15 protein-coding genes, 2 pseudogenes and 1 riboswitch are annotated in these 16521 nt (G+C 35.6%); all 17 genes and pseudogenes read left to right on the top strand.

All coding sequences use genetic code 11. The annotated features are described in order from the left end of the window. Window positions 1–116 precede the first annotated feature (116 nt). Complete coding sequence (gnd, locus tag THESIDRAFT1_RS12210) at window positions 117–1013, top strand: phosphogluconate dehydrogenase (NAD(+)-dependent, decarboxylating) (RefSeq protein WP_004404005.1); 897 nt, start codon at window positions 117–119, stop codon at window positions 1011–1013. 13 nt (window positions 1014–1026) lie between these two features. After that, entirely contained in the window at window positions 1027–2484 is a 1458-nt protein-coding gene (gene zwf / locus THESIDRAFT1_RS12205) for a glucose-6-phosphate dehydrogenase (RefSeq protein ID WP_006570517.1), read from the top strand. Window positions 2485–2502: 18 nt separating this feature from the next. After that, complete coding sequence (locus THESIDRAFT1_RS12200) at window positions 2503–3120, top strand: cyclase family protein (protein ID WP_003868626.1); 618 nt, start codon at window positions 2503–2505, stop codon at window positions 3118–3120. Window positions 3121–3126: 6 nt separating this feature from the next. Further along, window positions 3127–3366: a hypothetical protein gene (locus THESIDRAFT1_RS12195; RefSeq protein ID WP_003868625.1), complete on the top strand. Its 240-nt coding sequence runs from the start codon at window positions 3127–3129 to the stop codon at window positions 3364–3366. Between the two features lie 90 nt (window positions 3367–3456). After that, entirely contained in the window at window positions 3457–4125 is a 669-nt protein-coding gene (gene sdaAB, locus THESIDRAFT1_RS12190; protein ID WP_003869464.1) for an L-serine ammonia-lyase, iron-sulfur-dependent subunit beta, read from the top strand. Window positions 4126–4137: 12 nt separating this feature from the next. Continuing rightward, entirely contained in the window at window positions 4138–5031 is an 894-nt protein-coding gene (sdaAA, locus tag THESIDRAFT1_RS12185; RefSeq protein WP_003869463.1) for an L-serine ammonia-lyase, iron-sulfur-dependent, subunit alpha, read from the top strand. Window position 5032: 1 nt separating this feature from the next. Then, on the top strand, window positions 5033–6823 hold the full coding sequence (gene pepF / locus THESIDRAFT1_RS12180; protein WP_003869462.1) for an oligoendopeptidase F: 1791 nt from the start codon (window positions 5033–5035) through the stop codon (window positions 6821–6823). A gap of 200 nt (window positions 6824–7023) precedes the next feature. Further along, window positions 7024–8094, top strand: a complete 1071-nt coding sequence (aroB, locus tag THESIDRAFT1_RS12175) for a 3-dehydroquinate synthase (protein ID WP_006570516.1) — start codon at window positions 7024–7026, stop codon at window positions 8092–8094. A 114-nt stretch (window positions 8095–8208) separates the two neighbouring features. Next, entirely contained in the window at window positions 8209–9033 is an 825-nt protein-coding gene (pheA, locus tag THESIDRAFT1_RS12170; RefSeq protein WP_006570515.1) for a prephenate dehydratase, read from the top strand. Window positions 9034–9057: 24 nt separating this feature from the next. Continuing rightward, the gene (aroF, locus tag THESIDRAFT1_RS12165; RefSeq protein WP_003869459.1) at window positions 9058–10074 is read left to right on the top strand and encodes a 3-deoxy-7-phosphoheptulonate synthase; all 1017 of its coding nucleotides are present in this window, start codon (window positions 9058–9060) and stop codon (window positions 10072–10074) included. After that, window positions 10071–10913, top strand: a complete 843-nt coding sequence (locus tag THESIDRAFT1_RS12160; RefSeq protein ID WP_006570514.1) for a prephenate dehydrogenase — start codon at window positions 10071–10073, stop codon at window positions 10911–10913. Before aroF ends, THESIDRAFT1_RS12160 begins: the two co-directional genes overlap by 4 nt. Window positions 10914–10922: 9 nt before the next feature. Continuing rightward, window positions 10923–12194 (top strand): 3-phosphoshikimate 1-carboxyvinyltransferase, encoded by a 1272-nt coding sequence (aroA, locus tag THESIDRAFT1_RS12155; RefSeq protein ID WP_006570513.1) that lies wholly within the window; start codon window positions 10923–10925, stop codon window positions 12192–12194. An 18-nt stretch (window positions 12195–12212) separates the two neighbouring features. Next, window positions 12213–12901 (top strand): annotated as a pseudogene (locus THESIDRAFT1_RS12150) (response regulator transcription factor). Then, on the top strand, window positions 12891–14264 hold the full coding sequence (locus THESIDRAFT1_RS12145; RefSeq protein WP_006570511.1) for a sensor histidine kinase: 1374 nt from the start codon (window positions 12891–12893) through the stop codon (window positions 14262–14264). Before THESIDRAFT1_RS12150 ends, THESIDRAFT1_RS12145 begins: the two are co-directional and overlap by 11 nt. 86 nt (window positions 14265–14350) lie before the next feature. Next, on the top strand, window positions 14351–14509 hold the full coding sequence (locus THESIDRAFT1_RS14400) for a hypothetical protein (RefSeq protein ID WP_019907605.1): 159 nt from the start codon (window positions 14351–14353) through the stop codon (window positions 14507–14509). Window positions 14510–14567: 58 nt separating this feature from the next. Beyond that, a riboswitch (cyclic di-AMP (ydaO/yuaA leader) is annotated at window positions 14568–14694 on the top strand. Then, a complete protein-coding gene (locus THESIDRAFT1_RS12140) occupies window positions 14694–15497 on the top strand; it encodes a cell wall hydrolase (protein ID WP_004404048.1) in 804 nt (267 codons plus the stop codon). Its footprint overlaps the riboswitch before it by 1 nt. A 473-nt stretch (window positions 15498–15970) precedes the next feature. Continuing rightward, window positions 15971–16142 (top strand): annotated as a pseudogene (locus tag THESIDRAFT1_RS13340) (group II intron reverse transcriptase/maturase); the annotation flags it as partial. Between the last annotated feature and the right edge of the window lie 379 nt (window positions 16143–16521).

Here is a 16521-nt window from a genome sequence, read left to right as displayed (position 1 = left end):
TTAAATGAAAGCATGTGATTTTCGTCATTTAAATTTTTAAAATGTGTGATATAATTATATAACACACTCAAGTAAAAAATATTATACAACAATAATTATTATTAAGGAGGATTTATATGAAGGTAGGTTTAATTGGATTAGGACGAATGGGATTTAATCTTGCTTTAAATATGAGAGACCATGGGCATGAGGTAGTGGCATATAACAGGTCACCTGAGAAAATAAAGGAGGCTGAAAAGGAAGGAATAAAAGGAGCTTATACAATTGAAGATTTAGTAAAAAAACTTGAAAGGAGAAGAATAATATGGCTTATGGTACCTGCAGGAGACCCTGTTGACGAAATGATAGAAAAATTAGTTCCCTTGCTTGAAGAACATGACATCATAATAGACGGCGGCAATTCCTACTATAAAGATACTTTAAGAAGGTATGAGATGCTTAAAGAAAAAGAAATTGATTTTGTAGATGTAGGCACAAGTGGAGGAATTGAAGGAGCAAGACATGGGGCTTGCACCATGATAGGAGCAGAAGATGAGGTCTTTAAATATATTGAACCTCTAATTAGGGATATAAGTGCGGAAAACGGTTATTTACATACAGGCAAAAACGGCTCAGGACATTTTGCAAAAATGGTTCACAACGGCATAGAATACGGAATGATGCAAGCTATAGGAGAAGGGTTTGAGGTTTTAGAGAAAAGTCAGTTTGATTTTGATTTAAAAGAAGTGGCCAGAGTTTGGAGTCATGGGTCAGTGATTCGCGGATGGCTTATGGAGCTTATGGAAAAAGCTTTTGAAAAAGACCCTAAATTGTCTGGGATAAAAGGAGTAATGCACTCTTCTGGAGAAGGACTCTGGACGGTAGAAGAAGCTTTAAACCTCAAAGTGCCAGTGCCTGTAATTGCACAGTCTTTATTTATGAGATATCGTTCAGAGCAAGAAGATACATTTGCAGGAAAGGTTGTAGCTGCTTTGAGAAATGAGTTTGGAGGACATGCGGTGGAAAAGAATTAATAGAGGTGGTTTTATGGTTAAAAATAATATATCTAATATAATGGTTATATTTGGCGGGACAGGGGATTTGACTCACAGAAAACTTATGCCTGCTTTGTACAATTTGAAATACCAAAAAATTCTTCCTGAAAATTTTGCTGTTGTATCCATAGGAAGAAGAGACAAAACAGAGGAACAATATAGGAAGGAAGTATTAGAGTCCGTTAAAAATTATTCGAGATTTGACATTGATGAAAAAGTTTGGCAAGATTTAAGTGAAAGGATATATTATAAGAGATTTGACTTTGTATATGATAATGGCTATATGGAATTAAGTTCTTTTTTAAAAGAACTTGATGAAAAATACAATACAAAGGGCAATAGGGTATACTATCTTGCAGTAGCTCCAGAATATTTCGGTATAATTGTTGAAAAACTCTATAGGCATGGTATGGTAAATAATGAGACTTCCTGGCAAAGGGTGGTCATAGAAAAACCTTTTGGAGAAGATTTGGAATCGGCACGGAAATTAAATAAAATAATAACTGATGTTTTCACGGAAAGGAATACCTACAGGATAGACCATTATCTGGGAAAAGAGATGCTTCAGAACATAATGATAATTAGATTTGCTAATGTATTTTTTGAACCTGTGTGGAACAGAAGGTATATTGATAATGTTCAGATTTCTTCAAATGAAATAGTCGGAATAGAAAATCGCGGTGGGTATTATGAAAAAGCCGGGGCGTTACGAGATATGGTACAAAATCACATGCTTCAACTTCTAACTTTAACGGCAATGGAACCGCCTGTAAACCTCGATACAGAATCTATAAGAGACGAGAAGGTAAAAGTTCTGAAGTCTTTGGAGATATTTACTCCAGAGGCTGTTGAGAAAAATGTTGTGAGAGGGCAGTATGCAGGATATAGACAAGAAGACAAAGTTTCCCCTACTTCTAGTACAGAGACATTTGTAGCTTTGAAAGTGCATGTAGAAAATTTTCGCTGGGCAGGAGTACCTTTCTACATTCGCACAGGCAAAAGAATGCCGGAAAAGTCTACACAAATTGTAATACAGTTCAAACCGTTGCCAGGAATCTTGTATTTTAAAGAATATAAAAATTTATTGCCAAATTTGTTAGTTATAAAAATTCAACCTGAGGAAGGTGTAAAGCTTCAATTTAATGCAAAAGTCCCTGGGGCAGGAGATATCACCATACAACCTGTAAATATGGATTTTTGTCAAAATTGCCAGATTTCAAATAATTCTCCAGAAGCTTATGAAAGACTTCTTTACGATGTCATGAGAGGAGATTCTACTTTATTTACGCGATGGGATGAGGTAGAATATTCTTGGAAGTTTGTAGATGCTATTGCTGAAGCATGGAAAGACAAAACGCCTGACTTTCCTAATTATCAGCCAGGGACCTGGGGACCTAAAGAAGCAAATGAGCTGTTACTAAGGGACAATAGAATGTGGTGGAATGTATAAAAGAAGGGGGTAAATTAAATGAAAATATACGATATTTCAATGGAAATTCACGAAAATATGACTGTTTACAAAAATAAAGAAGAGAAAAGGCCTAAACATACTATTACTGTTGATAGTGGCGATGTGAGAGAGTCCTGTATTAGCATGGACATGCATACAGGAGCGCATATTGATGCTCCTCTACACATGATTAGGGGAGGAGATACAGTAGAAAATATAGACCTCAATAAGGTTATAACTAAATGTAAAGTATTTGACTTTACAAATATATCTGATAAAATAACATCGGAAGACCTTGCAAGTAAAGACATTCAAAAAGGAGATTTTATAATATTTAAAACAAGAAATTCTTTTAGAGAGGATTTCGATTTTGAATTTGTCTATTTAGATAAAAGCGGTGCCCAGTTTTTAAAAGAAAAAGGTGTAATTGGTGTAGGTATTGATGCGTTAGGAATTGAGAGAAATCAGCCGGAGCATGAAACTCACAAGATTCTTTTAGGAGCAGGTATAGTTATTCTTGAGGGACTACGGTTAAAAGATGTAGAAGAAGGAGAATATTTCTTATATGCTGCGCCTTTAAAAATTAGAGGTGCCGAAGCCTCCCCTACAAGAGCTGTTTTGATAAAGGAAGAGTAAAAAATCATGAAGTTAAAATGGTCTAAGGGCAAAAATTTTGTTTTTGGAAAAATCTCATATGATGAAGAAAATACAGATGAATATATAGAACTTTTATTTGAAAAATTCGGCAAAGAATTTTTTGAAGAAGTATATTTAGAGTATCAAAAAGGTACGACTATTGACGTAGCTTTTAAAGAGGTGCTAATCAAGCATAATAAGCTAAAACCCTTAAATATAAAAAAATTGAAAATAAAAAAGCAATAAGTCAGATTTACTGGCTTGTTGTTCTATTGCATTTTTATAGGGCTAAAGGTACAATATAGTTAAGAAAACTTTTACGTAAGGGGATTTTGTATGAGAGAATACAGTGTATTTGATATTATGGGGCCTGTGATGATTGGACCCAGCAGTTCTCATACAGCAGGGGCCGCAAGGCTTGCGAAAATTGCTCGAGAAATTGTGGAAGAGGATATATCAGAAGTGGAATTTGTATTGTATGAATCTTTTGCCCGTACATATAGGGGACATGGTACGGATAAGGCTCTTGTGGCAGGGATATTAGGTTTTGACCCAGATGATGAGAAACTGCCTCATTCTTTTGAAATAGCAAGACAGCAAGGGATAAAGTTTAAATTTACTGAAAGTGACGAAGAATCACCACATCCCAATACTGTAAAAATGATAATAACAGGTAAAAGTGGACAGAAAAACAGCATTTTAGGATGTTCTATTGGTGGAGGAAATGTGCTTTTAAAAGAGATAAATGGCATAGAGGTAGAGTTTACTGGTGAATATGAAACGTTGATTACAAATCACATAGATAGACCAGGGATAGTGGCAAATGTCACTAAAATTTTTGCAGATTACAAAATAAATATAGCTTTTATGAGAGTGTACAGGCATTCAAAAGGTGACAAAGCTATTATGGTCATAGAATCAGACCAAAAAATACCTGATGCTGCAAAAGAAACCATAAAAAACATTGATGGAATTTTAAATGCCATAATAATAAATCCTATGTAATGGAGGTATAAAATGTATCAATTTAATCATGGTTATGAACTATTAGAACTTACAAAAAAATTTAACTTACCAATATCGCAAATTGTGGTGCTAGCGGAGCAAGAAAAGACAGGAGAAGGCCTTGATACAATTTTTCAAAAGATGAGAAATAACCTCAAAGTAATGAAAGAAGCTATTAATAAAGGTTTAAATGAAGATTTAAAATCAGTAAGTGGTTTATCAGGTGGAGATGCAAAAAAACTATATGAAAGAATAATCATTGGCAATACTCTTTCTTGTGAAACAATGGCAAAAGCTGCTGCTTCTGCTCTTGCAGTGACAGAAGTAAATGCTTCTATGGGTAAAATTGTTGCTGCTCCTACTGCAGGTTCCAGTGGAGTTATTCCGGGAGCTCTTATTACAGTGGCGAGAAAATTTGGCAAAAGTGATGATGATATGACAAGAGCTCTTTTCACTGCTACCGGCATAGGTATTATAATAGCTAAAAATGCTACTTTATCTGGAGCTGAGGGGGGATGTCAAGCAGAAGTAGGTTCTGCTTCAGCGATGGCTGCAGCAGCTTTAGTAGAACTTATGGGGGGAACACCAGAACAGTGTTTGACGGCAGCTTCTTTTGCTATAATGAATTTGCTAGGGCTTGTATGCGACCCAGTTGCAGGGTTGGTAGAAATCCCTTGTGAAAAGAGAAATGCCCTTGGGGCGCTTAATGCTATGATATGCGCTGATTTTGCAATAGCAGGAATGGACAGTGTCATACCCTTTGACGAAGTGGTAGAAGCTATGTATAAAGTAGGGAAAGCTATACCTTACGCTTTAAGGGAAACTGCAGAAGGGGGACTTGCAAAGACTCCTACAGGGATAAGGCTTAAGAAAGAGATATTTGAAAAAGTTGAACGGGGGGATTAAAGTGGAGGTTTTAAAAGATAGAAGCGAAATTGAAGATAAGTATAAATGGCGACTTGAAGATATATATGAAAATGAGAATTTGTGGGAAGAAGACTATAACAAGACTAAAGAGCTTTTAAAAGAGATTGTAAAGTTTAAAGGCAAAATTAACACTTCAAGAAATTTATTAGAGGTACTAAAACTTAATGACCAAATTGGGATGACAGCCAGCAAAATTTTTGCCTATGCCCGTATGAGAAGAGACGAAGATAATACTAATCCCAAATATCAAGCTTTGACTGACAAGGCCATGAGACTCAATGTTGAAGTTATGAGTGCTACTTCTTTTATAGCTCCAGAGATTTTATCCATTGATACACAAAAATTAATGGAAATGATAGAAGAATTAGAAGAATTAAAGATTTATAAGCAATATCTTGAAGATTTAATCAGGTTTAAACCTCATGTACTTTCATCGGAAGAAGAAAAAATATTAGCAGAAGCAGAAACATTGGCAGAATCTGTTTCAAATGTATATACTATGTTGAATAATGCTGACATGAGATTCCCCACTATTAAAGATGAAGAAGGCAAAGAAGTAGAAGTGACTCATGGCAATTTTGTACGCTTCATGCAGAGTAAAGACAGAAACGTCAGAAAAGCCGCATTTAACGCCATGTATGACACATACAAAAAATTTATAAATACTTTTGCTTCTACAATGGCGGGGAATGTAAAGAAAGATATTTTCTACGCTAAAACACGGAAATACAATTCTTCTTTGGAAGCTTCACTTTTTGAAGACAATGTTAGTGTAGAAGTTTACAACAATCTTATAGAGACAGTACATAGTAGACTTGATGTATTACATAGATATGTGAGGCTTAAAAAGAAGCTTTTAGGTTTAGATGAGCTTCACATGTATGACTTGTATGTGCCCTTGATACAGGAATATGATAAGAAATTTACATATGAAGAAGCAATTAACCTCGTGCTAGAAGGACTACAACCGTTAGGAGATGAATACATAAATTTACTAAGGAAAGGATTTAATTCTCGTTGGGTGGACGTATATGAAAATCGAGGAAAAACTTCTGGAGCTTATTCATGGGGAACTTATGGCACTCACCCTTATGTACTTTTAAACTATCAGGGCAAATTAAATGATGTATTTACAATTGCCCATGAAATGGGACATTCTTTGCATACCTATTACTCAAATGCGACCCAGCCCTATGTGTATGCAGGTTATAAGATTTTTGTGGCAGAAGTAGCTTCTACTTGCAATGAAGCTATACTTATGAATTATCTTTTAAAAAATTCTAAAGATGAAAAAGAAAAACTTTATCTTTTGAACCACTTCTTTGAGGAATTTAGAGGGACAGTCTATCGGCAAGTTATGTTTGCTGAGTTTGAAAAACTCATACACGAAATGGCAGAGAGAGGAGAACCTCTTACAGCGGAAGTGTTAAACAAAAAATATTATGAATTAAATAAGCTCTACTATGGAGATGACATAGTGGTAGATGAAGGAATAAGCTATGAGTGGGCGAGAATCCCACATTTTTATAGAAATTTCTATGTTTATAAATATGCTACTGGATTTTCTGCGGCAATAGCTATTTCTCAGATGATATTAAATGAGGGGGAAAAAGCTGTAGAAAGGTATAAGGAGTTTTTAAAGAGCGGGAGCTCTGATTATCCCTTAAACCTTTTAAAGAAGGCAGGAGTGGATTTAACTACTCCAAAACCAGTAAATGAAGCTTTGGATGTTTTTGAAAAATTGCTTGATGAGTTTGAAAAAATGCTATAATGAATCAAGAGGGCAGTAAAAGAGACTGTCCTTTTTGTTTTTTAATAATCAGTAGAACCAGAATTTGAAGACATGTACCTCTATTATTTTGATAAAGAGCCAGAAGAAGTTTAAGCTGAAATATTGTTTTACTCATTTTGCTTAACTTTTTCTTTTTAATGATGTATAATATTAAAATAAAAAAGTGTGAGGTGTGAACTTTGGATTTTATAACAGTTGATTTAAAAGAAAGGTCTTATCCTATTTATTTTGCCTATGATTATTTGGATAAAGTAGGAGAAGTGATAAAGAAACATGTGAGAAGCAGTAAAACATTTGTAATAACTGATTCTAATGTTTATCCTTTGTATTTTGAAAAACTCAATGAAAGTCTTAAAAAAAGTCGTTTTGATGTGTCATATGAAGTTATTCCTGCAGGGGAAACAAGTAAAACAATGGAAATGGCACAAAGGCTTCTTGAAAAAGCTTATGACTATGGACTTTTAAGAGACAGTTCAGTTATAGCTCTTGGAGGAGGCGTTGTAGGAGACATAGCTGGATTTGTCGCAGCAACTTACATGAGGGGAATAGACTTTGTGCAAATTCCTACGACTTTGTTGGCGCAGGTTGATAGCAGTGTAGGGGGCAAAGTAGCAGTCAATCTAAAAAAAGGCAAAAACATAATAGGAGCTTTTCATCAACCTAAAATGGTATATATAGACACCGCCGTTTTAAACACGTTAGATAAAAGAGAAATACTTGGTGGATTAGCTGAAATAATCAAATATGGTATTATATGGGATTTTAGTTTATTTGAGTATATTGAAAGCAACATTTATGAAATTTTAGATTTAAAAGAAGATAAATTAAGGCATATAATCAAAAAATCTTGCGAAATAAAAGGGAAAATCGTATCTCTTGATGAAAAAGAAGAAAACCTGCGTTCAATATTAAATTTTGGCCATACAATAGGACATGCCATTGAAGCTTTAACAGGTTATGAGAGGTATATTCACGGTGAAGCTGTTGCTATAGGTATGGTATACGCTTGTAAACTTGCATTAAATTTAGGGTATATTGATGAAAAATATTTTGAAAGAATTTTTTCTTTAATACAAAGGACAGGATTACCTACAGATTATGAGGATTTGCACAAAGAAGACATCGTAGAGGCTATAAAACTTGATAAAAAGAGTAGAGAAGCCAAAATAAATTTTGTTCTTCTTCGTGGTTTAGGAAAAGCTGAAGTTACGACTGTTAAAGAGGAAGAAATCTTAAAAGTTTTAAAATAAGCGGGTAACCGCTTTTTTCTTTATCTTTTTTAGACTTTATGAAAAATTTACTTGACTTTACTTATGCAAAGTATTAAAATATCACCAATATTATAAATTGCAAGGGGGTGTTGGATGAAAATTGGTTATTTAGGGCCTAAAGGAACATTTTCTGAAGAAGCTGTTATAAAATACACACAAGGTGTTGAAAACTGTGAAGTTGTAGAGTTTAACACCATTCCGGAAGTCATAAATTGTATAAGCAATAGCTTATGCGAAGAGGCAGTAATTCCTATTGAAAACTCTATCGAAGGTTCTGTAAATATTGCCGTAGATATGCTGATAAACGACGCAAATGGGATAATGATAAAAGGAGAGGTGATAATACCTATTTCCCATTGCTTGATTTCGGATGCTCCAGTTGAATTTAAAGATGTACATTGTATACTTTCTCATCAGCAGGCAATTGCTCAGTGCAGGGAATATATATCTAAAAAATTTCCCAATGCGGAAATAAAAGCTACAGACAGTACTGCCCAAGCAGTCTTAGGTGTCAAATCTAAACCTGGAGTAGTGGCGATAGGTCCTGAAAGAGCAGCTGTTATTTACGGTATGAGAATAATTGATAGGGACATACAAGATGTAAAAGAAAATTATACAAGGTTTTTGGTCCTTTCTCAAAAGGACGGGGTTGTCACAGGGAAAGACAAGACATCAATAGTCTTTTCTGTCCCAAATGTTCCAGGCAGTTTATATAACGCTTTAGGGGTTTTGGCCAACAAAAAAATCAATATGACAAAAATAGAATCTCGACCTTCAAGGAAAAAACTTGGGGAATATGTTTTTTGGGTGGACATTGAGGGGCATAGAGAAGATGAAATAGTAAAGAGTGTCTTAGAGGAGTTAAAAGGTAGAACGGATTTTTTAAAAGTATTAGGTTCATATCCTAAATTTAAGTAGAACGGTAGAATGGAGGAATTGAAAATGGTAATTGTTATGAATATTGATGCCACTGATAAGCAAATCTCTGATATTACAAATCTTTTAACATCTCTTGGTTTAGGTTACCACATTTCAAAAGGTGAAGAAAAAATAGTCATAGGTGTTATAGGTGATAAGAAAAAATTAGAAGGTAAGGCTGTAGAAATGATGGAGGGAGTAGAAAAAGTCATTCCTATTGTGGAGCCTTACAAACTTGCTAGTAAGATATTTAAACCAGAGCCAACTGTGGTAAAAGTAGAAGACATCGAAATTGGTGGAAGCAACATAGTTATAATGGCGGGCCCTTGTGCGGTAGAAAGCAGAGAACAACTCTTTGAAAGTGCTATGGCTGTTAAAAAAGCGGGAGCTCAATTTTTAAGAGGAGGAGCATTTAAACCGAGAACATCACCTTACTCCTTCCAAGGCCTTGAAGAAGAGGGCTTAAAGATGCTAAAAGAAGCTAAAGAACTTACTGGACTTAAGATTGTTACAGAAGTTATGGATGTCCATTCAGTTGAACTAGTGGCGGAATACGCTGATGTTATACAAATAGGTACAAGAAATATGCAAAATTTTCCATTACTTAAAGCAGTAGGTAGAATCAACAAGCCTGTTTTATTAAAGAGAGGACTTGCGGCAACATTAGAAGAGTGGTTAAGTGCTGCGGAGTATATCCTAAGCGAGGGTAATAAAGACGTCATCCTTTGTGAAAGAGGAATAAGGACGTTTGAAACTTATACGCGAAATACTTTGGATTTAAGTGCAGTCCCAGCCATAAAAAAGTTGAGCCATTTGCCTATAGTTGTTGATCCCAGTCACGGGACTGGGAAATGGCACCTTGTAGCTCCTATGGCTAAAGCCGCTATAGCAGCAGGAGCCGATGGCCTCATTATTGAGGTACATCCAGACCCTAAAAATGCATTATCCGATGGGGCTCAATCCCTTACTCCTGAAAATTTTGAGACTTTGTGTGAGGACATAAAGGTTATCGCTAAAGCAGTAGGGCGTGATTTTGTATGATAAAAAATGCGGTTATTGTAGGATTGGGTCTTATAGGAGGGTCACTGGCAAAAGCGTTAAGTAAATATACTGATATAAAAGTTATGGCTGTTGATATAAATGAAAATAGTTTACACAAAGCGTTTGAAGAGGGAGTAATTTCTTATGGCGTGACACACCTTGATTTTCAAGTAGATGCTGATGTAGTTTTTATATGCACGCCTGTTGGAAAAATTGTTGAAAAGACTAAAAATATACTTCCTTATTTAAAAAAAGGTTGCATTGTAACTGACGTTGGAAGTACAAAAAAAGTTATAATGGAAGAAGTGCAAAAATTTTTGCCCGATGAAATTTTTTTCATCGGGGGCCATCCTATGGCTGGCACAGAGAAAGCAGGTTATGACAACGCTGATGCAGATTTATTTGTCAACTCTAATTATTTGTTGATGCCTTTTGATAATGTAAAGGAAGATGTTTTAGAATTATTTATAAATGAAGTAATAATAAAAATAGGTGCAAAACCGGTAATAATGGATTATAATAAACACGATGCCATTGTCGGAATAATAAGTCATGTACCTCATATTCTTTCTGCTACCCTTACGAATTTTGCTTATAACAAAAGCAGTGAAGCATTTAAATACGCAGCTGGTGGGTTTAAAGATACTACGCGAATTGCCTCGTCTCAGACTGAAATATGGAAAGACATAATTTGTACAAACAAAGAAGTTATTTTGGAGTTACTAAAAAATTACAGGAAAGTCCTAAGTGACTTTATTTGTTATTTAGAAAATGACGATATTGACAGCATACAAAAGTTTCTTGAAGATGCAAGAAAATATCGAAACACTATAACTTGAGGTGTTGTTATGGATATTGAAGTTAAAAAGAAAAGATTTTTAAAAGGTATTATCTCAGTCCCTGGAGACAAGTCAATATCCCATAGAGCTGTAATGATTGGGTCAATTGCAGAAGGGATTACAGAAATTGAAAATTTTCTTTTGGGAGAAGATTGTATATCTACTATTAATTGTATGAAGGATTTAGGAGTTGATATTGAATTAAAAGGAACAAATGCTAAAGTTCATGGAAAAGGGCTTTATTTAAATAAAAGCGAAAAAATCCTTGATGTAGGAAATTCGGGTACTACCATTAGGCTTTTGATGGGTATTCTCGCTGGTCAAAAGTTTGAGACAACGCTTACAGGTGATGATTCTATAAAGAGACGCCCTATGGGAAGAGTGATAACTCCTCTTAGTATGATGGGAGCGAAAATAGAAGCAAGAGAAGGAAATTTTGCACCTCTTACGGTTTTTGGAAACAAACTTAAAGGCATATATTACAAAATGCCAATTGCCAGTGCACAGGTTAAGTCCAGCATAATGTTGGCAAGCCTTTACGCTGATGATAAAACGACTATTGAAGAGCCTTACCCTTCAAGAAATCACACGGAACTCATGTTTAGTTCTTTTGGTGCTAAAGTGGATGTAAATGGCACAAAAATAACTTGTTACCCTGGCTACAAATTACAAGGGCAGAGAGTTATTGTACCAGGGGATATATCGTCAGCAGCATATTTTATTGTTGCTGCAACTCTCGTTCCAAATTCGGAGGTTACTATAAAAAATGTAAATGTAAATCTTACAAGGACTGGTATTATCGATGTGATAAAAGAGATGGGAGGAGACATTGTCTTAACAAATGAAAGAACTATAAACAATGAAAAAGTAGCGGATATAACAGTTAAGACTTCAAGGCTAAAAGGAATTGAAATTGGAGGAAGTCTTATTCCAAGGCTTATTGATGAAATTCCAGTAATAGCAGTTGCAGCAGTCTTCGCAGAAGGGAAAACAGTGATAAAAGATGCCGAGGAGTTAAAAGTAAAAGAAAGCAATAGAATAAATACAATCACTTCAGAATTAAAGAAAATGGGAGCAAAAATTTTTGAAACAGAAGATGGGATGATTATAGAAGGGACGGGTTTTTTAAGAGGAAATACAGTGGAAAGTTACAACGACCACAGGATTGCCATGTCTTTATGGGTTGCTGGACTTATAGCAGAAGGAGAAACTAAGATAAAAAATGCTGAATGTGTAAATATTTCATATCCAGATTTTTATAAAACCTTTGATATGCTATAATATCATTGGTGATGAATGATGAAAGAAAAGATACTTATCATAGAGGATGAAAAGCACATAGCCCGTTTTTTACAATTGGAGTTTGAACATGAAGGATATACTGTCACTGTGACTTACGATGGACCTTCTGGCTTAAAGGAGGCATTAGAAGGAGATTATGACCTTGTGCTTTTGGACATAATGCTTCCGGGAATTGATGGATTTGAAGTTTTAAAAAAATAAGAGAACATTCTGACATACCTGTTATAATGCTTACTGCCAAGTACGAAGTAAAAGACAAAGTGGAAGGACTTGACATTGGAGCTGATGACTATGTGACAAAACCCTTTTCTATAGAAGAGCTTTTTGCAAGAGTGAGGGCTGCTTTGAGAAAGAAAAAGCCGCATCTTAAAAAAGATGTGTTAAGATATAGCGACATCACTATGGATTTGACAACTCATGAAGTAAGAAGAGCGGGTATAAAAATTGAACTTACAAAAAAAGAATTTGACCTTTTAGAGTTTTTAATTAAAAATGCGAATATAGCTTTGACAAGGGAAAAAATCCTTGAGTGTGTGTGGGGTTATGATTATTATGGAGATACTAACATAGTGGATGTATATATAAGGTATTTAAGGAGCAAGATTGACGACCCCTTTGACCGGAAGTTAATCCACACCATAAGAGGAGTGGGGTACACTTTGAAGGAGGATAAGGATGAAGATTAAACTGTGGCCCCGCCGCATAACTTTAAGGATAGCTCTTCTTTATTCTGTAGTTTTTTCAGTAATATTGGTTGCGCTTAATGCTTCTGTGCTTTACGGCTTAAAATATTATTTAATATACCAAGCAATGGACCAAGTAACAAGCCAGGCAGAGGCTATAAAAAGTAAACTGGGGGAAATAAAAGGGGACGTCAATTTATCTGAAAAAGATTTGATTTTTTCAAGCATACCAAATGAAAATATTTATACAAAAATATTTGATGAAAAAGGGAATGTCATCTATTCTTCTAAAAGATTAGAAAGAATTAATATTCCTCATGATGTAAACATAGATATTCCTGTTAAAATTGACAAATATGATAAGGATTTGACTTACCTCAATACCATTTTTAAAAGCGATGATAAAGTGTTCTATATTCAAGTGATAAAAGACATGGAAAATGAATATTTGTTTTTGAAGCTACTTTTTATTTTGATGTTTTTTGCGGATGCGGCAGGAATTTTTGTGTCCTTTATTGCAGGATATTTCGTTACAAAGAGGGCTTTAAGACCTGTGGATTATATGACAAAAGAAGTAAGAGAGATAGATGCCCATGGGTTAAATAAAAGACTTAAAATATATGGAGAAGACGATGAACTTACAAGATTGGCAAAAACCTTTAATGACATGCTGGATAGGTTGGAAGATTCTTTTAAAAGGCAGAACATGTTTGTCTCTGATGCTTCTCACGAACTTAGAACCCCAATTTCTGTAATAAAAGGGTATATTGACATGTTGGATAGATGGGGAAAAGAGGACAAAGCCGTATTGCAAGAGGCTATAGAGGCGATTAAAAGAGAAACGTTAGACATGGAGCATCTCATTGAAAGACTCCTTTTGTTGGCAAAAGGAGATAATAAGTCAATAAAGTTAAATAAGGAACAATTTAATTTAAAGGATGTAATAAAAGAAGTTGCAGAGGAAATAAAAATGTTAAATGAAAGCAAAAATATAGTTGTAAAAGGGCAAAATGACATAAATATAACGGCTGACAAAAAACTCATTAAAGAGCTTATAAGGATATTTTTAGACAATGCAGCAAAATACACTTCTTCAGATGGCAATATAGAAATTGATGTGGGGAAAGATAATTCAAAAGCCTATATAAAAATTAAAGATGATGGCATAGGTATACCACAAGAAGATATTCCACATATTTTTGATAGGTTTTACAGAGTAGACAAAGCGAGAGCCAAGGAGACAGGTGGGGCAGGATTGGGATTAGCTATTGCTAAGTGGATTATTGAGGAACACAAAGGAAGTGTCACTGTAAAAAGTGAAGTAGGGAAAGGTAGTGAATTTACCATAACATTGCCTTTAAGGTGATGTTATTTTTTTATCGAACTTTGCTCTTGAAATTCTATATATTGTGTGGTATTATAATAATACAACAATATATAGAGGTGATTAAAATGAAAAACCAAGTGGCAGAGGATAAAAAACAGCTAAAAGAAAATAAAGCTGATCAAAATAATGTAAATGTGTTTACATGTCCGGATTGCGGTGCTAAATTGGTTCATGAGGGAGGTTGTGTTTTCTGTCCTTTCTGTGGTTACAGTGAGTGCCAGTAAGTACCTATCTTTCCACCAGTTTAATATGGACACAAGTTAAATATCCGGCTATAATTTAGTTAAAAATATGCCGAATCCCCGATAAGGGGTACGGGGGAACTAAATTGGGGTGAATCCACTTTTGTGGTAGGGTGTCCCTAACCCGAACCCGTCAACTAACCTCGGAGGCAAAAGGGGGAACAACATGTTTAATATTCGCATCAAGGTCAAACCTCTCATCGCATCAGTTATAGCCGGATTGTTTATTTCCCAATCAGTATTTGCCGCAACTTACACAGTTAAACCCGGCGATACCTTATGGGGTATAAGTCAAAAATACGGGACTACCTATACTAAGCTGATGTCTTTAAACGGCCTTCAAAATACAATAATATATCCAGGGCAAGTTTTACAAGTGCCGGGCAGTGATAACACATATGTTGTCCAAAAAGGTGACAGCTTGTACTTAATTGCTTTAAAATACGGTATTACTGTTGATATGCTCAAATCTGCAAACGGATACAAAAGCGACATAATATATCCTGGACAAGTCTTTATTATACCCCGTGATACTTCTTCTAATAGGACATATCAGGATGTCAGCAGAGGTTCTATTGAAAGGGGTGTAATACCCTACACAAAAGAGGAATTTGACCTCCTTGCGCGACTTGTTACCGCGGAAGCAGATGGAGAACCATACCAGGCTAAAGTAGCAGTTGCGGCCGTAGTAATAAACAGAGTTAAAAGTGGTATTTTCCCTAATACTATAAAAGACGTGATATATCAAGTCGATGCATACGGAAATTACCAATTTACTCCTGTGTTAAATGGGTGGATAAATAGACCTGCCTCAGCTGACGCTATAAGTGCAGCAAGAGATGCGTTAAGTGGTGTTGACCCAACAAACGGAGCCTTGTATTATTTTGACCAAAGTTCTACTAATGCGTGGTTGTGGTCACTTCCTATAGCGGCAAGAATAGGTAATATGGTTTTCTGTTACGGCAGGTAAAACTTCCGATGAGAGGGTCAAAAACGGGTACAATTTAAGTACCCGTTTTTGACGTGCGCCCGGCATGGGCGATAACTAGGCGGTGAAAGTCCGCTGTGGGCTTGGTAGTGGGAACCACTAGCCAAGAGCAAGGGTGTCCATCGTGAGGTGGAATCTGAAGGAAGCTTAAGGCAAAATCTCGGTCTGATGAACAAGAACCAGATAAGAGGCTGAATTGGGATGGATGAGTTTGCGTAACAAAACGAAGTCCAACACTACCCGAATCCCATACAGTAAATCTGGCAGATATATGAGATGAAAGTTATCGTTCTTACCCGGGGAGGTCTCAAGGATAAGTCATGGAAGTAAAATCTGAAGTGACAACCCATACAGTGATGTATGGTTGAACCTTGAGAAGTCAGCAGAGGTCATAGTACTTATCTAGACATGAATAGATAAGGAAGGACCGAACGTTAGGAGGTTTTGGAAATCTTATGGACTCGAAAGATATGCAGAGACTGCAGACAACTCAACAAAGAGGCTATCCGTTGAATAGAGAAATGGAATTTCAAAAGACAACGGAAGTGCATAGTATATCATCGGCGTCGGAAGATGGAAGAAACGAGGTACAAAGATATACCGGCAAGATGCTTGAAAAGATTAGTTAAAACCAGGGAAACATGGAAAACCTCCATACAAGCTACTTTGTTTCAAAATAAAAGGGAAGCCTAAGGAAATTCTTATGGGGAATGGGAAGGTAAATTAAAACTTTTCCCACGAAATTTTACAATAAAAAAATTAGGCCCCTCTCAGTAAAATAAAACAACTGTCCTCGTGGAGGGGGAAAAAAACAAAACACACAATAACCCCGGGTCGTATAAGAAAGATATAAAATTTCCCCCAAAATAACCTGAATTGGGTGGGGGAGGAGTAAAAGACCCACTCCCCCGCTGAACATATTAACCCCTTTACAGCCGGCCCCTTTTATGATATATATAGACTGCGATAACTATAATTATTCAAGTGTGCGCTCGCGAGAATGGCA

Source organism: Thermoanaerobacter siderophilus SR4, from assembly GCF_000262445.1.
Taxonomy (GTDB): Bacteria; Bacillota; Thermoanaerobacteria; order Thermoanaerobacterales; family Thermoanaerobacteraceae; genus Thermoanaerobacter; species Thermoanaerobacter ethanolicus.
This window is presented reverse-complemented; position numbering and strand designations above follow the sequence as displayed.

Bases quoted from the DNA above. Each gene is read 5' to 3' on its own strand.
- THESIDRAFT1_RS12160 (WP_006570514.1), top strand. From the start codon at position 10,071: ATGATAAAAAATGCGGTTATTGTAGGATTGGGTCTTATAGGAGGGTCA.
- THESIDRAFT1_RS12200 (WP_003868626.1), top strand. From the start codon at position 2,503: ATGAAAATATACGATATTTCAATGGAAATTCACGAAAATATGACTGTT.
- aroF (WP_003869459.1), top strand. From the start codon at position 9,058: ATGGTAATTGTTATGAATATTGATGCCACTGATAAGCAAATCTCTGAT.
- THESIDRAFT1_RS14400 (WP_019907605.1), top strand. From the start codon at position 14,351: ATGAAAAACCAAGTGGCAGAGGATAAAAAACAGCTAAAAGAAAATAAA.
- zwf (WP_006570517.1), top strand. From the start codon at position 1,027: ATGGTTAAAAATAATATATCTAATATAATGGTTATATTTGGCGGGACA.
- gnd (WP_004404005.1), top strand. From the start codon at position 117: ATGAAGGTAGGTTTAATTGGATTAGGACGAATGGGATTTAATCTTGCT.
- sdaAB (WP_003869464.1), top strand. From the start codon at position 3,457: ATGAGAGAATACAGTGTATTTGATATTATGGGGCCTGTGATGATTGGA.
- THESIDRAFT1_RS12140 (WP_004404048.1), top strand. From the start codon at position 14,694: ATGTTTAATATTCGCATCAAGGTCAAACCTCTCATCGCATCAGTTATA.
- sdaAA (WP_003869463.1), top strand. From the start codon at position 4,138: ATGTATCAATTTAATCATGGTTATGAACTATTAGAACTTACAAAAAAA.
- THESIDRAFT1_RS12145 (WP_006570511.1), top strand. From the start codon at position 12,891: ATGAAGATTAAACTGTGGCCCCGCCGCATAACTTTAAGGATAGCTCTT.
- THESIDRAFT1_RS12195 (WP_003868625.1), top strand. From the start codon at position 3,127: ATGAAGTTAAAATGGTCTAAGGGCAAAAATTTTGTTTTTGGAAAAATC.
- pheA (WP_006570515.1), top strand. From the start codon at position 8,209: ATGAAAATTGGTTATTTAGGGCCTAAAGGAACATTTTCTGAAGAAGCT.
- aroA (WP_006570513.1), top strand. From the start codon at position 10,923: ATGGATATTGAAGTTAAAAAGAAAAGATTTTTAAAAGGTATTATCTCA.